The sequence below is a fragment of the Clostridium gelidum genome, from assembly GCF_019977655.1.
GTDB classification, from domain to species: Bacteria; Bacillota; Clostridia; order Clostridiales; family Clostridiaceae; genus Clostridium; species Clostridium gelidum.
The window spans coordinates 5,039,729-5,056,288 of the sequence record NZ_AP024849.1 but is presented as its reverse complement, the minus strand read 5'-3'; the positions used below and the strand labels follow the sequence as shown (position 1 = coordinate 5,056,288).

The 16,560-nt window shown below is 29.3% G+C and carries 19 protein-coding genes and 2 pseudogenes; 20 read left to right on the top strand and 1 reads right to left on the bottom strand.

Annotated features, from left to right (window positions below):
- Positions 1-47 precede the first annotated feature (47 nt).
- A pseudogene (locus tag psyc5s11_RS23350) lies at positions 48-400 on the top strand (NAD-dependent epimerase/dehydratase family protein); the annotation flags it as partial.
- A gap of 26 nt (positions 401-426) precedes the next feature.
- Here psyc5s11_RS23350 and psyc5s11_RS23345 read toward each other — a convergent pair.
- Entirely contained in the window at positions 427-1,866 is a 1,440-nt protein-coding gene (locus psyc5s11_RS23345) for a hypothetical protein (protein ID WP_224034858.1), read from the bottom strand.
- A gap of 107 nt (positions 1,867-1,973) precedes the next feature.
- Here psyc5s11_RS23345 and psyc5s11_RS23340 point away from each other — a divergent pair.
- From psyc5s11_RS23340 to psyc5s11_RS23255, 19 genes and pseudogenes are all read left to right on the top strand, one after another.
- A pseudogene (locus psyc5s11_RS23340) lies at positions 1,974-2,150 on the top strand (NAD-dependent dehydratase); the annotation flags it as partial.
- Between the two features lie 380 nt (positions 2,151-2,530).
- A complete protein-coding gene (locus psyc5s11_RS23335; protein ID WP_224038256.1) occupies positions 2,531-2,782 on the top strand; it encodes a hypothetical protein in 252 nt (83 codons plus the stop codon).
- A gap of 164 nt (positions 2,783-2,946) precedes the next feature.
- Entirely contained in the window at positions 2,947-3,822 is an 876-nt protein-coding gene (locus psyc5s11_RS23330; RefSeq protein WP_224034857.1) for an Rpn family recombination-promoting nuclease/putative transposase, read from the top strand.
- A gap of 167 nt (positions 3,823-3,989) precedes the next feature.
- Positions 3,990-4,205 (top strand): YjfB family protein, encoded by a 216-nt coding sequence (locus psyc5s11_RS23325; RefSeq protein WP_224034856.1) that lies wholly within the window; start codon positions 3,990-3,992, stop codon positions 4,203-4,205.
- Between the two features lie 33 nt (positions 4,206-4,238).
- The gene (locus psyc5s11_RS27955) at positions 4,239-4,370 is read left to right on the top strand and encodes a hypothetical protein (RefSeq protein WP_258712382.1); all 132 of its coding nucleotides are present in this window, start codon (positions 4,239-4,241) and stop codon (positions 4,368-4,370) included.
- A gap of 150 nt (positions 4,371-4,520) precedes the next feature.
- Complete coding sequence (locus psyc5s11_RS23320; protein ID WP_224034855.1) at positions 4,521-5,099, top strand: Uma2 family endonuclease; 579 nt, start codon at positions 4,521-4,523, stop codon at positions 5,097-5,099.
- Positions 5,100-5,691: 592 nt separating this feature from the next.
- Positions 5,692-5,871 (top strand): YjfB family protein, encoded by a 180-nt coding sequence (locus psyc5s11_RS23315; RefSeq protein WP_224034854.1) that lies wholly within the window; start codon positions 5,692-5,694, stop codon positions 5,869-5,871.
- An 83-nt stretch (positions 5,872-5,954) separates the two neighbouring features.
- The gene (locus tag psyc5s11_RS23310; protein WP_224034853.1) at positions 5,955-6,782 is read left to right on the top strand and encodes a flagellin; all 828 of its coding nucleotides are present in this window, start codon (positions 5,955-5,957) and stop codon (positions 6,780-6,782) included.
- A gap of 495 nt (positions 6,783-7,277) precedes the next feature.
- On the top strand, positions 7,278-7,682 hold the full coding sequence (flgB, locus tag psyc5s11_RS23305) for a flagellar basal body rod protein FlgB (RefSeq protein WP_224034852.1): 405 nt from the start codon (positions 7,278-7,280) through the stop codon (positions 7,680-7,682).
- A 76-nt stretch (positions 7,683-7,758) separates the two neighbouring features.
- Positions 7,759-8,169, top strand: coding sequence for a flagellar basal body rod protein FlgC (gene flgC, locus psyc5s11_RS23300; RefSeq protein ID WP_224034851.1), 411 nt, complete (start codon positions 7,759-7,761; stop codon positions 8,167-8,169).
- Positions 8,170-8,183: 14 nt separating this feature from the next.
- Complete coding sequence (gene fliE, locus psyc5s11_RS23295) at positions 8,184-8,513, top strand: flagellar hook-basal body complex protein FliE (RefSeq protein WP_224034850.1); 330 nt, start codon at positions 8,184-8,186, stop codon at positions 8,511-8,513.
- Positions 8,514-8,534: 21 nt separating this feature from the next.
- The gene (fliF, locus tag psyc5s11_RS23290; protein WP_224034849.1) at positions 8,535-10,097 is read left to right on the top strand and encodes a flagellar basal-body MS-ring/collar protein FliF; all 1,563 of its coding nucleotides are present in this window, start codon (positions 8,535-8,537) and stop codon (positions 10,095-10,097) included.
- A 9-nt stretch (positions 10,098-10,106) separates the two neighbouring features.
- On the top strand, positions 10,107-11,123 hold the full coding sequence (gene fliG / locus psyc5s11_RS23285) for a flagellar motor switch protein FliG (protein WP_224034848.1): 1,017 nt from the start codon (positions 10,107-10,109) through the stop codon (positions 11,121-11,123).
- The gene (locus psyc5s11_RS23280; RefSeq protein WP_224034847.1) at positions 11,107-11,901 is read left to right on the top strand and encodes a FliH/SctL family protein; all 795 of its coding nucleotides are present in this window, start codon (positions 11,107-11,109) and stop codon (positions 11,899-11,901) included. Before fliG ends, psyc5s11_RS23280 begins: the two co-directional genes overlap by 17 nt.
- Before the next feature lie 196 nt (positions 11,902-12,097).
- Positions 12,098-13,423, top strand: coding sequence for a flagellar protein export ATPase FliI (gene fliI / locus psyc5s11_RS23275; protein ID WP_224034846.1), 1,326 nt, complete (start codon positions 12,098-12,100; stop codon positions 13,421-13,423).
- A gap of 16 nt (positions 13,424-13,439) precedes the next feature.
- Positions 13,440-13,877 carry a flagellar export protein FliJ gene (gene fliJ, locus psyc5s11_RS23270; RefSeq protein ID WP_224034845.1) on the top strand — a complete coding sequence of 146 codons (438 nt, stop codon included), beginning with the start codon at positions 13,440-13,442 and terminating at the stop codon, positions 13,875-13,877.
- Positions 13,878-13,899: 22 nt separating this feature from the next.
- On the top strand, positions 13,900-15,288 hold the full coding sequence (locus psyc5s11_RS23265; protein ID WP_224034844.1) for a flagellar hook-length control protein FliK: 1,389 nt from the start codon (positions 13,900-13,902) through the stop codon (positions 15,286-15,288).
- Positions 15,289-15,300: 12 nt separating this feature from the next.
- Positions 15,301-16,146 (top strand): flagellar hook capping FlgD N-terminal domain-containing protein, encoded by an 846-nt coding sequence (locus psyc5s11_RS23260; protein ID WP_224034843.1) that lies wholly within the window; start codon positions 15,301-15,303, stop codon positions 16,144-16,146.
- Positions 16,147-16,545 carry a TIGR02530 family flagellar biosynthesis protein gene (locus psyc5s11_RS23255; RefSeq protein WP_224034842.1) on the top strand — a complete coding sequence of 133 codons (399 nt, stop codon included), beginning with the start codon at positions 16,147-16,149 and terminating at the stop codon, positions 16,543-16,545.
- Positions 16,546-16,560 lie beyond the last annotated feature (15 nt).

Below are 16,560 nucleotides of genomic sequence, written 5' to 3'. Positions count from 1 at the left end.
ATGATATTTTACTACAAATTGTAACAAAATTAAATACAGTAGAGTTAATTAATAACTTCTTAGATACAAAAGATATAAATATATATGGTACTGGAGAGCAAACTAGAAATTTGCTGTATGTTAAAGATTGTGCTAGATTTGTAGTTGAATCAGGTTATAATGATAACGTAAATGGAGAAATTCTTAATGCAGAAACAGGAAGAGATGTAACAATTAATGAACTTGCTAAAATAATTTCTAATAATAGAGTAAACATAAATCACGTAAGCATATTCACCCTCAAAGTGAAATGATGAAATTGAAATGTAACTATGATAAGGCAAAAAAACTTATTGGATGGGAACCACAATATAGTTTAGAAGAGGGGATAAAAGAGACAGAAGAGTGGATAAAATGTTGATTTCCACTCTCCTTTGTACACAATATTTATATTTTTAAAATATTGTTTATTTTATATGCACCCAAATCACTCATGTGATCAAAATCTCTAAAGTCCTCATCATTAAATAGATTATTATTTAAATCTATAAATTCAAGTTTACTTTCCTTATTTAAGCTTTCAATTATATCATAATACTCTTCCTTGAATCTTTTATCTAAAAATTTATTATAATACTTTGATGTTGGGAAATTTACTATTACAGGTTGTACATTTCTTTTTTTCAAATATATTAAAAATTCACTTAATAAAGCTTTATTTTCTTCTTTAGTTATTTGATATTGAATCAATTTATTATGCTGTTCTGCTCTAACTTTACCAAGCAAATATTTTTCTTCAGCATCTAGTAAATCTAAATTTTTATCACCCAATAAGCTTAATGATTGCCTTGTTATAGAACTAGTAAAGTAACTTTTATTACTATCATAAATAAGTTTACTTAAGCAATTATATAGTGCATCTATATTGAATATTGCTCTGCTTAACGTATCAACATGTTCATTAAGATTTATAATGCTTTTCGTATTAACATATTCATAATGATGACTATCCTCAAATATAGGATAAAATATCTTTTCTATTCCAATAGCTTCATTGTTTTTTGATTTTGATAAGTCAAAATGAAAGGTCCAATAGCCAGTTCCAATATAGCATTTTCTAATGGTACTATTATAGTCTATGATTTCCTTAGCTATTTTAATTGAGTAGTATATATCTTGAGAAGACAAACTTAAATTTACGATATTCTCATTGAGTTTTGTATCATCAATTCCATTCAAAGAATAAGAATGTCCAACAAAAATTTCATGTGTGTTATTATTTTTTGCTTTAGTAATTGAATTGACAAGATAATTGTAATCATAATTATTGTAGAATAACTTATCTACCAATATAAACGTATTATTTATGTATTTATCATAATATATTATTTTATCAAATAAACTAGTTAAATCATGATTTTGTGAAGTAGCTTCTTCACTTAAGATTAAGACATCGAATTCATGTTTTTTCTTTTTAAAGACATTTTCAACATCTAACGAAATACAAATGAAATTTATATTTTTATTAATTATATTTGGAATTAATTCATATCTATCTATACCTACAAAATAAACATTTATTTTGTAGCTTTTATCAATAATATCAGCCATTATTAATTGATTATTCGTAATATTTATATATCTTTCTATAAAGTTATTTAGATTATATTCCTGACTATTTGAAAAATTAATAATATCAATCAGTAAGTTTTCTGCAATATCAAAGCTCTGTATATAAGAATACTGTGGATTCTCTTGAATAAACTCTGATAATTTGTTAATTACCGAGAACATTTCATTTTCACTATCTGCTTTTTCAGCCGCAATACATAATTCTTTTAACAAGTCAATATTGTATATGTGCTTATCTATAGTATAATCAATCATATTTAACAACTCCTAATAAATGTATATTATTATTTTATATAAATAGTTATTTTTCTGTCAGTGCATAACTTAAATTATATAACATTTGTAGATTTTTTAGAAGTTAAATTTTTAATGCTGGAACAGGAAGAAATGTTACTATTAAAGAACTTTCTCAAATAATATCTAAGAATAGAGTAAATATAAATCATGTTAAGCATATTCATCCTCAAAGCGAAATAATGAAATTGAAATGTAACTATTCTAAGGCGAAAAAACTTATTGGATGGGATAAAAGAAACTGAAGCGTCGATAAGTAGTAATAATAGTATTTGTCGTTAAAAATTAGTTTGAATAAGATTTAGTCTTGCTTTGGCTTTATATAATCTTGAAATTCATAATTTGGAAGAACCGGTTAAAGCACTTGATAGTGAAAGCAGAAGAATAGAAGATAGTAAGATATTAGAATAAGTATCAGTAGCCGGGTAAAGAATGGCTATTGATGCTTATTTTATTGTATATATTGGATGTGATTATATCTGTGTTTAAATAAATATGGTAGAATAAATACATGATAGAGCAAAAAGGATAGTTGAAGCTTATTATAAAAAAGACAAAGAAGAAATTATAATATTGAATAATTTTTACTGTGATCCTTTAAATTAAGGAAGGAAATTACTATGTGATGGATGAAAGAGAAGAACTAATACAACAATTAAAAGCAGAACTTCAATGGGTAAAGTATAGAACAAGAATGTTAGACATAATTGAGGAAAAGCTATTAAAAATGAGAAAAATGGCAGAAATAGCTATAGAGGAAAATCTTAGTTCAGATGAAACTCAGGCTATAAATTCTGAAATCAAAGATTTAGAAGAACAGGTTAAAGCGCTTGATAGTGAAAGTAGAAGAATAGAAGATGGAAAGATATTAGAATGAGCATCAATGGCTACGGAAATAGCTATTGGTGCTTAGTTTATTGTATGGGTGTGTTTGATGTAAATGGTGTAGAATAAAACCTAATTTTCTGATAAAATAAAAGTATACAAACATGAATATAATGAAGTACAATAGTCAAATCTAAATATAGAGGATGTGATAGAATGCCTAGGAAAAAAGTGAAAATAATAGATGATAAATTCATAATGTCCCCTAAATATGATTTTGTATTTAAGTATATATTTGGAAATGAGAAACATAAAGACCTTCTAATAGCACTTCTAAGTGATATATTGGTTTTACCAGAAGAAGAATTTGAAGGAATAGAAATAATAAATAGTGAACTGCTAAAGGAATTTAAGGAAGATAAAAAAGGGATACTTGATGTACGAGTAAAAACAAAAGTAGGCAAGCAAATAGATGTTGAGATACAAATACTACCAACAGAATACATGGCAGAGCGCACTATGTTTTACTGGAGTAAGATGTATACAAGTCAAATAAAGCCAGGAGACACATATGATAAGCTCAAGAAATGTGTAACTATAAACATAGTAGACTTCAAGTGTACACCACTGAAGAAGCTCTACTCAAGCTATCATTTAACAGAAGACGAAACAGGATATAGATTGACGGATATACTTGAAGTGCATTTCTTGGAAATACCAAAGCTATTTGATAATGATATTGAGAGAAATGAAAATGACCCAATAGTTCAATGGATGGAATTCTTAGATGCAAAATCGAAAGGTGTGATGGAAATGTTAGCAGAAAAGAATAAGGATATAAAGAAAGCCTATGACTTATTGAAGATAATAAGTAAGGATGAAAAAGCTAGAATATTGTATGAAGCTAGACAAGCCGAAATCAGTGACCAATTGACTAGGATAAAGTCGGCAGAAGAAAAGGGTGCAACAGAAAATGCGATTGAAAATGCTACCAATTTTCTAAGACTTGGAGTAAGTGAAGAAATAGTTGCTAATGGTACAGGATTACCAATAGAAAAGATACTAGAAATAAAAAAGAAAATGGTGCACTAGAAAATATCTCGCAATGTTACCTGGTATCTGGTGATTTATCGAAGGAGAAAATACTTGATATTTTAAGTAATTATAGTATTAAAGTTAAAAAACAAATATTGGAGGGCTAACTATTGATATAGCACAATTATCAATGGTAATGAGTTAATCAAGGGTACAAGAATCTGTTGGGCATAGCGGTGATGATGATGGCTATGGATACTGGCAAGGGAAATGCTAAACGGATGACAGAAATGATAAAGAATTCTGCAGTAGCACATAATCTAGGAAATTACTTGGATTTTAGTTTTAATATAGATGTATGGAAGAGAAGAACTAAAGCAAGAATTGAAATTGGAGTTACAGTGGGTGCAGTACAGACAAGAGATGCTGGATATCATTGAGGAAAAGTTACTGCAAATCAGAGGAATAGTAGATTGATTAAAGAGGTAAACCTTACTAAAGAAGAAATAATATCATTAAATGTTAGACTAAAGAACTTAGCAGCACGGGTTAAAGCATTAGATGGTGAAAATAGAAGAATAGAGGATGAAAAAGTATTGGAATGAGCATCAATGGCTGGAGTAATAGCTATTGGTGTTTATTTTGTCGCATGGGTTATGATATAAATGGTGTGGAATAAAATCTAAATTTCTGATAAAATAAAGTTATAGAAAGACTAAAATATAGAATGTTGAAACAGAAAGGAAGTGCTTCTAGTGGCTATAAACGCTATTAATAACAAAGTATATACTTATGTTGATTATCTAACTTTTACAGAAAATGACTCCATAGAAATTATTGAAGGGAGAATCTTAGCAATGTCACCGGCACCATCAAGAATACATCAAAAAATAATATCTAAAATTATAACAGAATTGAATAATTATATAACTTCTAATAATGGGGAATGTGAAGTTTATCCTGCTCCCTTTGATGTGATTTTAGTTAATGATGATGAAGAGGTTGATAATAGCAAAAATATAGTTCAGCCAGATATTTCAGTAATATGTGATAAGGATAAATTAAATGATAAAGGTTGCATTGGTTCTCCAGATATGATAATTGAAGTAGTATCTCCTTATAATCCTAATAATGACTATATAAAAAAGCTTAATCTATATGATAAATATAAAGTTAAAGAATATTGGATTGTAAATCCTATGAAGAATACTATATTGGTTTACACATTAGAAGATGATAATGGGTATGGTATGCCTGTTAATTACACATTTAAAGATAAAGTAAAAGTAAATATTTATGAAAATCTTCAAATAGATTTTAACTCATTTAACTGATAATGCTACTTTCATGAAATAGAAGAACGTATCTCCATCGCAAGGGCAACTGTGACTTGGAATAAAAAGTAAAATAATTAGTTTAATAAAAATATAGAAAGTGAAAGAGCATCAGTAGCTAATACAGTAGTTACTGATGCTTATTTTTGTAGCTTGAGTGTTGAGGGCGTAACGTTAGAAAAAAGACGTTTTATCATAAATTCCTATATGCCTAAGTGTATATTTAGGTAATCTTGGCAATCTTCAAGAACATACATAGGATCTACAGTAGGATATATCTTGTAATTTCTTAATAAATGTTCAACATCAGTAAGTAGTTATGAAACAGAAGAATGTATTAAAATAGCTGAAGAAATTTATAAAATAGACTCACTACGCTAACAAGCTCGAGCTAAATCCATCACAAGGTTACCAGTATAGTTTACAAGAATTGAATAAAGGAAAATATAATAGAGGTGTATTGCTAAAGATATTTTTTATCATTACGACAATAAAGTATAGTTAGATATATGGCACAAAATAGACTAGAATAAGGATTTGTTATTTTTTTAATTATACATTAGTAAATGATTAAGAGAAAGGATTTGATTTTATGGATATAGGCACAATATCAACAGGTATGCATCAAGCTGCTATTCAAAGTGCAGTTTCTATATCAGTTATGAAGTTGGCAATGAATAATGGAAGCCAAGAAGCAACTCAGATGACAGACATGATAAGTAATATGGCTGTGGATACGAGCAAAGGTATGAACATAGATGCAAGAGTATAATTTTAATGGGGAATGAACGGGGATAATGTAATGAAATTTCATAGTTATTATTTACCATTTATTCTTAAAAAGGAGGTTTTAAAGTGAGACTTAGTCATAATATGTTTTCATTGAACATATATAAAAATTATAAAAATACGCTTTCTGATAATGCTAAAGCACTAAACAATGTAAGTACTGGTAGCAAATTAAGTTCTGCAGCAGATAATCCTAATAAAATAGGTAAGAGTGAAACTCTAAAAATACAGGTATTAACTTATGATGCTGCAAGTAAAAATATTCAAGATACTAATTCTTTAATTCAAACTTTTGATAGCTCACTTCAAGAAATGAATAATAATCTGGTTAGAATGAAGGAATTAGCAGTTAGTGCCGGATCTGGAGCTTTAGCGCCTGATGATAAGAAAATTATCCAAAGTGAAATTGACAGTATAAAAGCCAATATAAATGAGTTAGCTAATAATACTGAATTTAATGGAGTTAAATTATCAGATTCTACCTTAACTGGTGAAAATGTTTCAACAATAAAAACAAGTATTGGAAATATGGATGATGAAAATATGGATATACCGTTTTACAATGTTAGTGCAGAGAACTTAGGGATTAGTACTGTAAATGTAAATGATATAGATGCAGGTAATGAGGCGATTGATAAGGCTGTTGAAATGGTTGGTAAAGTAAGAAGTAAATATGGTTCAATACAAAAACGATTAGAAGGTACAGCGGATTATTTAAGCAGTAAAAGTATTAACACTGAATCAGCTCAAAGTAGGATTGGGGATGCTGATATTGCAGAAGAAATGATGAAATATTCGACAAGTCAAATATTGATACAATCATCAATCGGATTAATGGCACAAAGCAATAATTTCCCTAAAGATGCTTTGAAAATTTTAGAAAATGTTAAATAGCTATAATATAAAATACCTAAAAATGTGATATATATTAAAAAAGTAGCTAAAATTAGTCGCATTAAATTTTATATTTGTTTAAGTTTGTTATATTTTGGTGACTATAATTGCATAGTCACCTTTTGTTTTTAGAAAATTATTATAAAGTCAAATCTTAAATAATTTTATAATAGTATAAATATATAGTCTTAAAGTCAAATTTCTTAACAATATATCATTAATTAATAGAATAATATGTTAAAAAAAATAAAAAAAGTTACCATTACTAAATAAAGTAGCGAAGATATTAAAAAAAGATATAGATAAAATACTTTAATTATTCTATAATTAAGTTATCAATAAATATGAAGAAAATACAAAGAATTTAGGTGAGTTAAGATTATTGAGGAAAATATTCAATTTTACAAGTTATAGTTAATAAGGTAAAATTGCTATTTATAGAAGAAATTTTTGATTTTTATGAAAATAAATGGGGAAATGTGAGGATGTAAAATTATGGAGATTCAATCTATTAGTTCTGATGCTTCTTATGATTTAATTAAATCAGGACTTAAGGCATCAAATACTAGGGCAAAAGCAATTGCCAACAACATGGCCAATATTAATACTAAGGATTATAAGAAATTCAATGTGGTTTTTGAAGAGAATTTAAAAAAGGAAGAGAAGTCTTCAGAATTTCAATTAAAGAGAACTAATTCTGCTCATTTTGCTGGTAGTAATTCAAAAAATGAAGATAATATATCAATAGAACAAGATAAAAGTACTAGCATGAGAAGCGATGGTAATAATGTTGACTTAGATCTTGAAAAAGTTAACCAAGCTGCCAATACATTAAAGTATAATGCTTTAATTACTAGTATAAATAGCAAATTTAATAATTTGAAAACTGTAATTAGATAAGATAAAGAATTTTTATTACTTAATGACAAATAAATTAAATTATTATGACGATTTTTATGAAATGGGGGGATTATGAATGAACGCATTTAGTTCTATGCAAATAAGTGCAACAGGTCTTTCAGCAGAAAGATTAAGAATGGATACTATAACTTCTAATATGGCAAATGCAAGTACAACAAGAAGTGCTGATGGAAGTGGACCATATGTTAGAAAGATAGCTGTATTTCAAGAAGCTCTTGATGCTAAAAAGGAAGCGGCTGGAGTTAAGGCAGTGAAAATTGAAAAAGATAACTCACCTTTAAGAAAAGTATATAATCCAACTCATCCAGATGCGGATAAAACAACAGGATATGTTACCATGCCAAATGTTAATGTATTAAATGAAATGGCTGATATGATGGTAGCAACAAGGTCTTATGATGCTAACATTGATACTTTTAGTGCTTTAAAAAGCATGTTTTCAAAAGCTTTAGAAATTGGGAAGTAGGGAGGATTTGAAATATGAGAATAGAGGATAGTTATTTATTAAATGAAGTGCAATTTAACAATAAATTTCAAAATGTTGGAAATAATAAAAGCAGTGATAAAAGTAAAGAAGAAAAAATCAATTCAGTTGGGTTTGGAGATGTTCTGAAAGAATATATGAATGACACTAACGATAAGATGCTTAAATCTAATGCAACTACAACAAGTTTTATTAAGGGCGAAGATGTTAATATTGATGAAGTTATGATAAAGGCACAAGAAGCTAGTCTAAGCTTACAATTTTTAACTCAAACTAGAGACAAGCTATTGGAAGGATATAATCAATTATCAAGGTTGCAATTGTAGTAAGGTGAGGAGAGCTAAATAATGAAAAAACTTTTAGAAAAAGTTAAGGGGCTTTTGGAAAAGTTTAAATCCCAGAGTAAGAAAATAAAAATTGCTATAGTAGTAGCAATTATAGCAATTATTATAGCAATTATAAGTGGACTTTTTTATTCCTCTTCTAATAAATATCAGATTTTATTTTCTGACCTTGATGCAACAGATTCGCAAACAGTAGTAAATACTTTAACGGAAAGCAAAACAGAATACAAAATAGAAGGTAATAGTATTTTGGTTCTGAAAGATAAAGTTTATGAATTAAGAATGAAATTAGCGCCAAATCTAACATCTGGAAGTAAAGGCTATGAACTTATGGATAGTGGAAGCTCTTTTGGTATGACAGATGAAGAATTTAAAATTAAAAAACTTAGAATGCAACAAGGGGAATTAGAGAAAACTATAAAAGCTTTTCCTCAAGTGGAAGATGCAAGAGTACATATTACTGAGGCTAAAGATTCTGTTTTTGCAAAAGACAAAGAGCCTGGAAAAGCTGCTGTTGCATTAACTTTAAAAAAAGGAACTAAAATTACTGAAGATCAAGTTAAAGCAATAGTAGCAATAGTATCAGGAAGTGTAGACAATATTCCAAGGACAAATATAGATGTTGTAGATCAGAATATGAAATTACTTACTAAAGATATTAATAATGATGAAAATAATCCAGCAAGTTCAGAAGAAATAGCAAAACAACAAGATGCAGAAAAGGTAGATGAAGATAGACTTGAAAAGAAAATTGTCGAGTTGTTGGAACCAAGATTTGGCGTAAATAAAGTTAAAGCAACTGTTAATGTTAATTTAGACTTTGACTCAAAGCAAGAGACCAAAAAAGTAGTTGATCCAAATAAAGTTATTATAAGTCAAGAAAATTCTAAAGAAGCTAATACTTCAGATGCAGGAAAAGCTACAGCTCAAAGCCCTGTAGATAATAATATGCAAAATCAAATAACTACTAATAATGGTGGAAATTCAACTTCAAGTAAAGACAACCAAAAGACTAACTATGAAATTGGTAACAGTGAATCAAAGGTTATAAGTTCACCAGGAGAAACTAAAAGGCTTACAGCTGCAGTTATGGTTAATGGAGATTTAGATGATGCAACTAGACAACAACTTGAAAGCTTTGTAGGAAATGCAATAGGATTAAATACACTTAGAGGAGATCAAGTTCAAGTGGTTGGAATGCCATTTGATACAACGATTGAAGATAAAGCTAAGGCAGACGAAGCAGCCGCAAGTGCAGGAGCAGCAACAACTAGCAAAAATACAATGACTATTATTGCTGGAGTTTTAGGAACATTAGTTTTAGGATTACTTATTTTCTTAATTGTAAAGAGAAGAAAGAAGAAGAAGGTAGAAAATGATCAATTATTAGATACATTAATAGATGATAGTATAATCCCTAAAGAACCAGAGACTTTTGAACCAATAGAATTTGAATCTAGATCACAAAAGACTCATTTAGAAAATGAGATTAAGAAATATGCAATAGAAAAGCCAGAACAAGTTGTAGATATAATCAGATCATGGTTGACTGAAAATGAGAGGTAGGTGATAGCTATGGCAAAAGAAGCAGTTGCATTAACAGGAGTTCATAAGGCGGCAATATTATTTATAACACTTGGGCCTGAAGCATCATCTGGAATATTGAAAAAATTGCCAGAAGCTGATATTCAAAAAATAACTTATGAAATTGCTAATATCACATCAGTTACGCCAGAACAAAGGGAAGAAATATTAAATGAATTTTTACAAATAAATAAAGCTAGAGAATATATAATTGAAGGTGGTATGGATTATGCTAAGCAATTATTATCAAAGGCATTAGGAAATCAAAGAGCAAGCGAAATATTGGAAAAAGTATCAGAGGCTACTGCTCAATACAGACCTTTTTCAATTGCAAGAAAGGCAGATTCTCATCAATTATTAAATGTAATTATATCAGAACAACCTCAAACTATTGCACTCATTTTATGTTATCTTCAAGCAGATAAAGCTGCACAAGTAATGGCAGAGTTACCAGAAGAAACACAAAGTGAAGTTGCTTACAGAATAGCAACCATGAATAATACTTCACCTATGGTAATTAAAGAAATAGAATCTGTACTTGAAAGTAAATTATCTTCAGTAGTAAGAACTGAGATGACATCTTTGGGTGGAGTAGAAACTTTAGTTAATATATTAAATGCAGTTGATAGAACAACTGAAAAAAATATTACTGAAGGTTTAGAAAGAGAAGATGCAGAACTTGCTGATAAAGTTAAAAGTTCAATGTTTGTATTCGAAGATATTCTTTCTCTTGATGATGTATCTATTCAAAGAATACTTAGAGAAGTTGAAGTTAACGATCTTTCACTTGCACTTAAAGGATGTTCTGATGAAGTGGCTAATAGTATTTACAAGAATCAATCAAAGAGAGCTGCTGCTTCATTAAAGGAAGATATGGAATTCTTAGGACCAGTAAGACTTATGGATGTTGAAAAAGCACAACAAAAGATTGTTTCTGTTATTAGAAGGTTAGATGATGCTAACGAAATCATCATTGCAAGAGGTGGAGAAGATGCAATCATCGTATAGTTTAATAAAGAATGGTTTTGCAAAGGAAGGCGAAAGTAAAGTTATTTCAACAGAGTATGTTAGGCCAAAAGCAATGTTTGAAGAACTTTTAGAAGAACAAGCAGTTGAAGAAGAAGAAACGGTCATAGTAAAAGTTCCTCAAATTGATCCGGAAGAACTTCTAAGGCGTTATGAAGATATTGGACATAGAATAATACAAGATGCCAAACGAGAAAAACAAGTTATTGATTTAAGAGCACAAATGGAGGCAAATGCGGCAGAAAAGAAGGCTTATGAAACAGGATATGAACAAGGACTTCAAAATGGATATGATGACGGATATAAAAAGGCTTATGATGAAACAATTGAGGTAGCAAAAGCAGAGGCAGCAGATATTGTTAGTAAAGCAGAATTACTTTTGAAGTCTGCACATGAAAATTATTCAAAATATTTAGAAGCTAAAAAAGTGGATGTAGTAAAATTAGCATTAGAGATAGCTGAAAATATTGCAAAAAAAGCATTAAGTAATGATGATTCAATGAATTTAATTATTGAAGAGGCTTTTAAAATTTCAAAAGGTGAAGATAATGTTATTTTAAAAGTAAATTCGATTCATGTGGAAGAATTAAAATCTGAAGTTCAAAGATGGAAGATGTCATATGGAATAAAGGATGAGATTTTTATAATTACTGATGATTTTATGGAACCAGGAAATGCAATTTTGGAAAAACCTAGTGGAATAGTTAAAGTAGGTGTAGATACTGGGATGGAACAAATACGAGAAGCTTTATTCAGTTAACAATTAACAATTAACAATTAACAGTTGAGGAAAAAATCTCAAAGAGAAAGTTCGAGTAGCCAAATATGAAATTTGGACTCTCACTTTTCCTACGGAGTTTTTAAATTATATATTTAAAGAAATTTCATAGAAATTTTATCATACATTGTCAACTGTCAACTGTTAACTTTTACTTGAATTAAGGGGGTAGTTCTATATGTTGGAGTTAGACTTAGATTTTAACAAGTTAATTAAAAAAGTCAATAGTATATCAACAATATATAGTGAGGGCGTTGTTAAAAAAGTAATAGGGCTTACTATAGAAGTACAAGGTATTAAGGCATTTGTTGGTGAACTTTGTGTAATATATAATGAGAAAAATACTCCTGTAAATTGTGAAGTTGTAGGATTTAGAGATGAATTCATAATTCTTATGCCTCTTGATGAACTTATAGGAATTTCACCAGGTTGCAAAGTTGTACCACAACATAAACCATTAAGTGTTAAATGTTCAGATAAATTACTTGGACATATAATTGATGGACTTGGTAATCCTCTAGATTGCGATATCATATCAATGGAAGGTGAAGATTATCCTCTAGAAAATGATGCTCCAGATCCATTAAAAAGAAAACGAATAAGAGATATAATGCCAACTGGAGTTAGAGCAATAGATGGATTTTTAACTTGTGGAGATGGACAGAGAATTGGTATTTTTGCAGGTAGTGGTGTTGGTAAAAGTACAACTCTCGGAATGATAGCAAGAGAAGCTAAGGCTGATGTTAATGTTATTGCATTAATAGGTGAAAGAGGCAGAGAGGTTTTAGAATTTATTGAAAATGATCTAGGACCGGAAGGTATGAAGAGATCTGTTGTAGTTTGTGCTACATCCGACAAGCCTGCTTTAATAAGAATTAAAGGAGCATTAACAGCTACAGCAATAGCAGAGTATTTTAGAGATAAAGGCAAAAAGGTGATTCTTATGATGGATTCTGTTACTAGATTTGCTATGGCTCAAAGAGAAGTTGGACTTGCTATAGGTGAACCACCAGCAACTAAAGGATATACACCTTCAGTATTTGCTAAGCTTCCTAAACTTATGGAAAGGTCGGGTACATCTGCAGATGGATCAATAACAGCCTTTTATACCGTACTTGTTGATGGCGATGATTTTAATGAACCTATAGCAGATGCTGTTAGAGGTATATTAGATGGACATATAGTTCTGTCAAGAGATTTAGCACATAAAAATCATTATCCAGCTATTGACACATTAAATAGCGTTAGTAGACTTATGAGTCAGATAGCACCTAAGGAACATAAAGAAGCAGCATCTATAGCAAGAGATCTTTTAGCAACTTATAAGGATTCAGAGGATTTAATAAATATAGGTGCATATGTTAAAGGCAGTAACAAAAAAATTGATATGGCAATCAATTATAATGATGCATTGAATAAGTTTCTATGCCAAGGGATTGATGAAAAGTCAAGTTTTGAGGAGACAGAAGATGCTTTAATATCAATGTTTAGATCAGTTAACTGAAAAGGGGTGTTTCACTTTGGCTGAAAGATTTAGGTTTGGTTTAGATAAGCTTCTTGAAATTAGAAAAGAAAAAGAAGAAGAAAGTAAAAGGTTATTTACCGAAAGTCAGAGAGAAAAAAATAAGATAGAAGAAAAATTAGAGGAACTTAATCAAAATTATAATAAATATAAGGGGATAACTCCTAATGAGGATATAATATATCAAAAATTAAAAAGATATTATATTCAAGGAGTTCAAAATGGAATAAAGTCAAATGAAAAAGAATTGGTTATAAAAAATCAAGAAGTTGATAAAAGAAGAAGAGATTTAACTACAAAACAAATGGAAAGAAAAACTGTTCAGACATTAAAGGATAAACAGTATGATGCATATGTAAAGGAACAAGATAGGGTAGAACAAATAAATCTTGATGAATTAGCTCTTTATGCGTATGTGAGAAATCAAGATAATTAACAATTGAAGGGAGGTGAGAATAATGAGTACAGCTACAAAAACATCAAATGATTTTACAAATAATAGCATGGAACTTTCAACAAAAGCTTCAAGGTCAAAAGTATCTAGTAAGTCTACTTCAGAATTGTATAAGGCAGATAATAGTAAAACTACTTCAAAACATGAAACTTCTAAAAGTGAAGAATTTAAAGATGTATTAAGTTCAAAAACTAATTCTAAAGATGAAAATATTCAAAAAGTAGATGATACTAATAAAACTACAACTGAAACTAAAGATACTACTAAAATTGATGAATTAAAAGGAAAACTTGAAGAGCTAGAGGATGATAGTAAATCTACTTCTAAGGATGACGTTAATGATATCTTAACTCAATTACTAAATTTACTTAATAAATTAGGTGTTAAGGAAGAAGATTTAAAGTTAAATGGAGAAATTAATTCTGAAACTTTAAAAACTATGATTGATGGGATTAGTGGAGATGAAGCTTCTAAAAGTAATTCAAGTAGTATTATGGATAAGCTAGTGGCACTTTTGAAAAATGACTCAGTGAAGGGTAATTTAGATACTGATTCGCTAAAATCAATGGAAAAACTTTTAAATAATTTAAGTGCTAATCTTGCAGATGATAATACTGAAGGCACAAAAGATATTAAAAGTGGGATAAAGAACTTAATGTCACAAATATCTAATATCCTAGATAATAAGCAAAATCAAAATGGAAAAGTTTTAACGCTAGAAGATATGTTAAACAAAAACTATTCACAAGATAATAAAGAAAGTTCAACTGAAAATCAAAGTAATAAGAATGCTACGAGCGAAGCTACAAAAGATAATAAAGAAGTATCAAAAGAAGATAAGTTCCTAAAGTCACTAATTAATGATGATAAGGACAGCACTTCAAATAAAATAAATTTATTTGCATCAAGAAATCAAACTGTTCAAAATCAAGGCGTTGATGCGGTTAAAGAACTTACAATCAACAAAGCAACATTTGCAGATGATTTAATAAAAGATGTTAAATTTATGAGTAATAATTCACTTAAAGAATTAACAGTTAAGATTAATCCGGGAAACTTAGGAGAAATAACTATAAAACTAATTCAAGAGGATGGAGTTATGAAAGCTAATTTAAAAGCTAATTCAAAGGAAACAACTGCATTGCTTTCGCAAAATTTAGTTGATATTAAAAAGCAACTAGGTGAGCAAAATATTAAAATAGCAGATGTTAATATTGAACTTTATCAAGATGATACGACTTTCTTTAACCAACAAGGATTTGGAAGTCAACTTTCAGAAGAACAAGGGAGAAGTAATAATAGCAATAGTAAGAATAATGCAACAATTACTGAAGAAGATCTGATAGATAATATTGAAACGAGTAATAATAATAATATAGAATTTTTTGCATAGGAGGTAAAAAATATGGGTAATTCAGTAAATGCATTTAATGATTCTACTATCAATGTTCCAACTTCGGGAATCACAGAAAATGGAACAAAAATTAGAAGACGAACTGATAGTACTATGGATAAAAATGCGTTTTTGAAGATTTTGTCAGCACAACTAAGTCATCTAGATCCATCACAAAATCAAGATTCAACTGCATATGTTACTCAAATGGCTCAATTTACATCAATGGAACAAATGCAAAATTTAAATACTACCATGTCAAATTCTGCTTATCAACAAATGGTTGGTAAAACAGTAATAACAAATGAAACAAATGATAAGAATGAATATATTCAAGGCTATGTAACTGAGGTAATAAAAAAATCCGGAGGAACTTATTTCAAAATGCAGATTGATGGAAAAGAAAAAGAAATTTCTGCTGAAAATGTAATAGGAACTGTACAAGCAAATGATACTGACGCAATTTCAAATAGTAACGCAATTTCAAATGGTAAAACGGCAATTAATTCAGATTTCTTAGCGGCTTCAGCTTTAGCGGGTGGCCAAAAAAGTGTTGTTATAGGAAGCACAGGTACAGATAATAAGATTACTTTTGTAAAAGGAAAAGTAACAGGTGCTTATATTGATGGTGTTAGTGCAAAAGTAAAAATAAAAGTCGATGTTTTAGATGCTGAAAATAACACAGCAAATAAGACCTATAACTATGACGATATAATAAAAGCTGGTGATTTGACACCTGATGAGATGACTGCAACAATAAAAGAAGTAGAAGCAGCATTAGCAAAAACAGCAGCAGATAAAGCAGCAGCAGATGCAGCGGCAAAAACAACATCATCTAGTACATCAACAGGCGCATAGATGAGTTATAGAATTATTAACGGACAAGCATATTCAGTAGGGAATATTGGTCAAATTGGTAGTAGTACAAAAACTAAACTAAATAGCACAACTAATGATAAGGATAAAACAAGTTTTAAACAAGTTCTAGATAGTATAAAAAGTAAAGATGAAGGTTTTACTGTATCTAAACATGCAGCACTAAGACTGAATGAAATTAATTTTACAGAAGAAGACATGAAACAAATAGAAAAAGGATTTCAAATTGCAAAGGATAAAAATTCAAAGAATACAGTTATGTTATATAAAGACGTGGCACTAATTGCAAGTGTTGAAAACAAAACACTTATAACAGCTGTTGATAAAGAACGAGCAAAAGACAATATATTTACCAATATAGATAGTGTAGTAATTTTATAGGCTGGACCTAAGGGA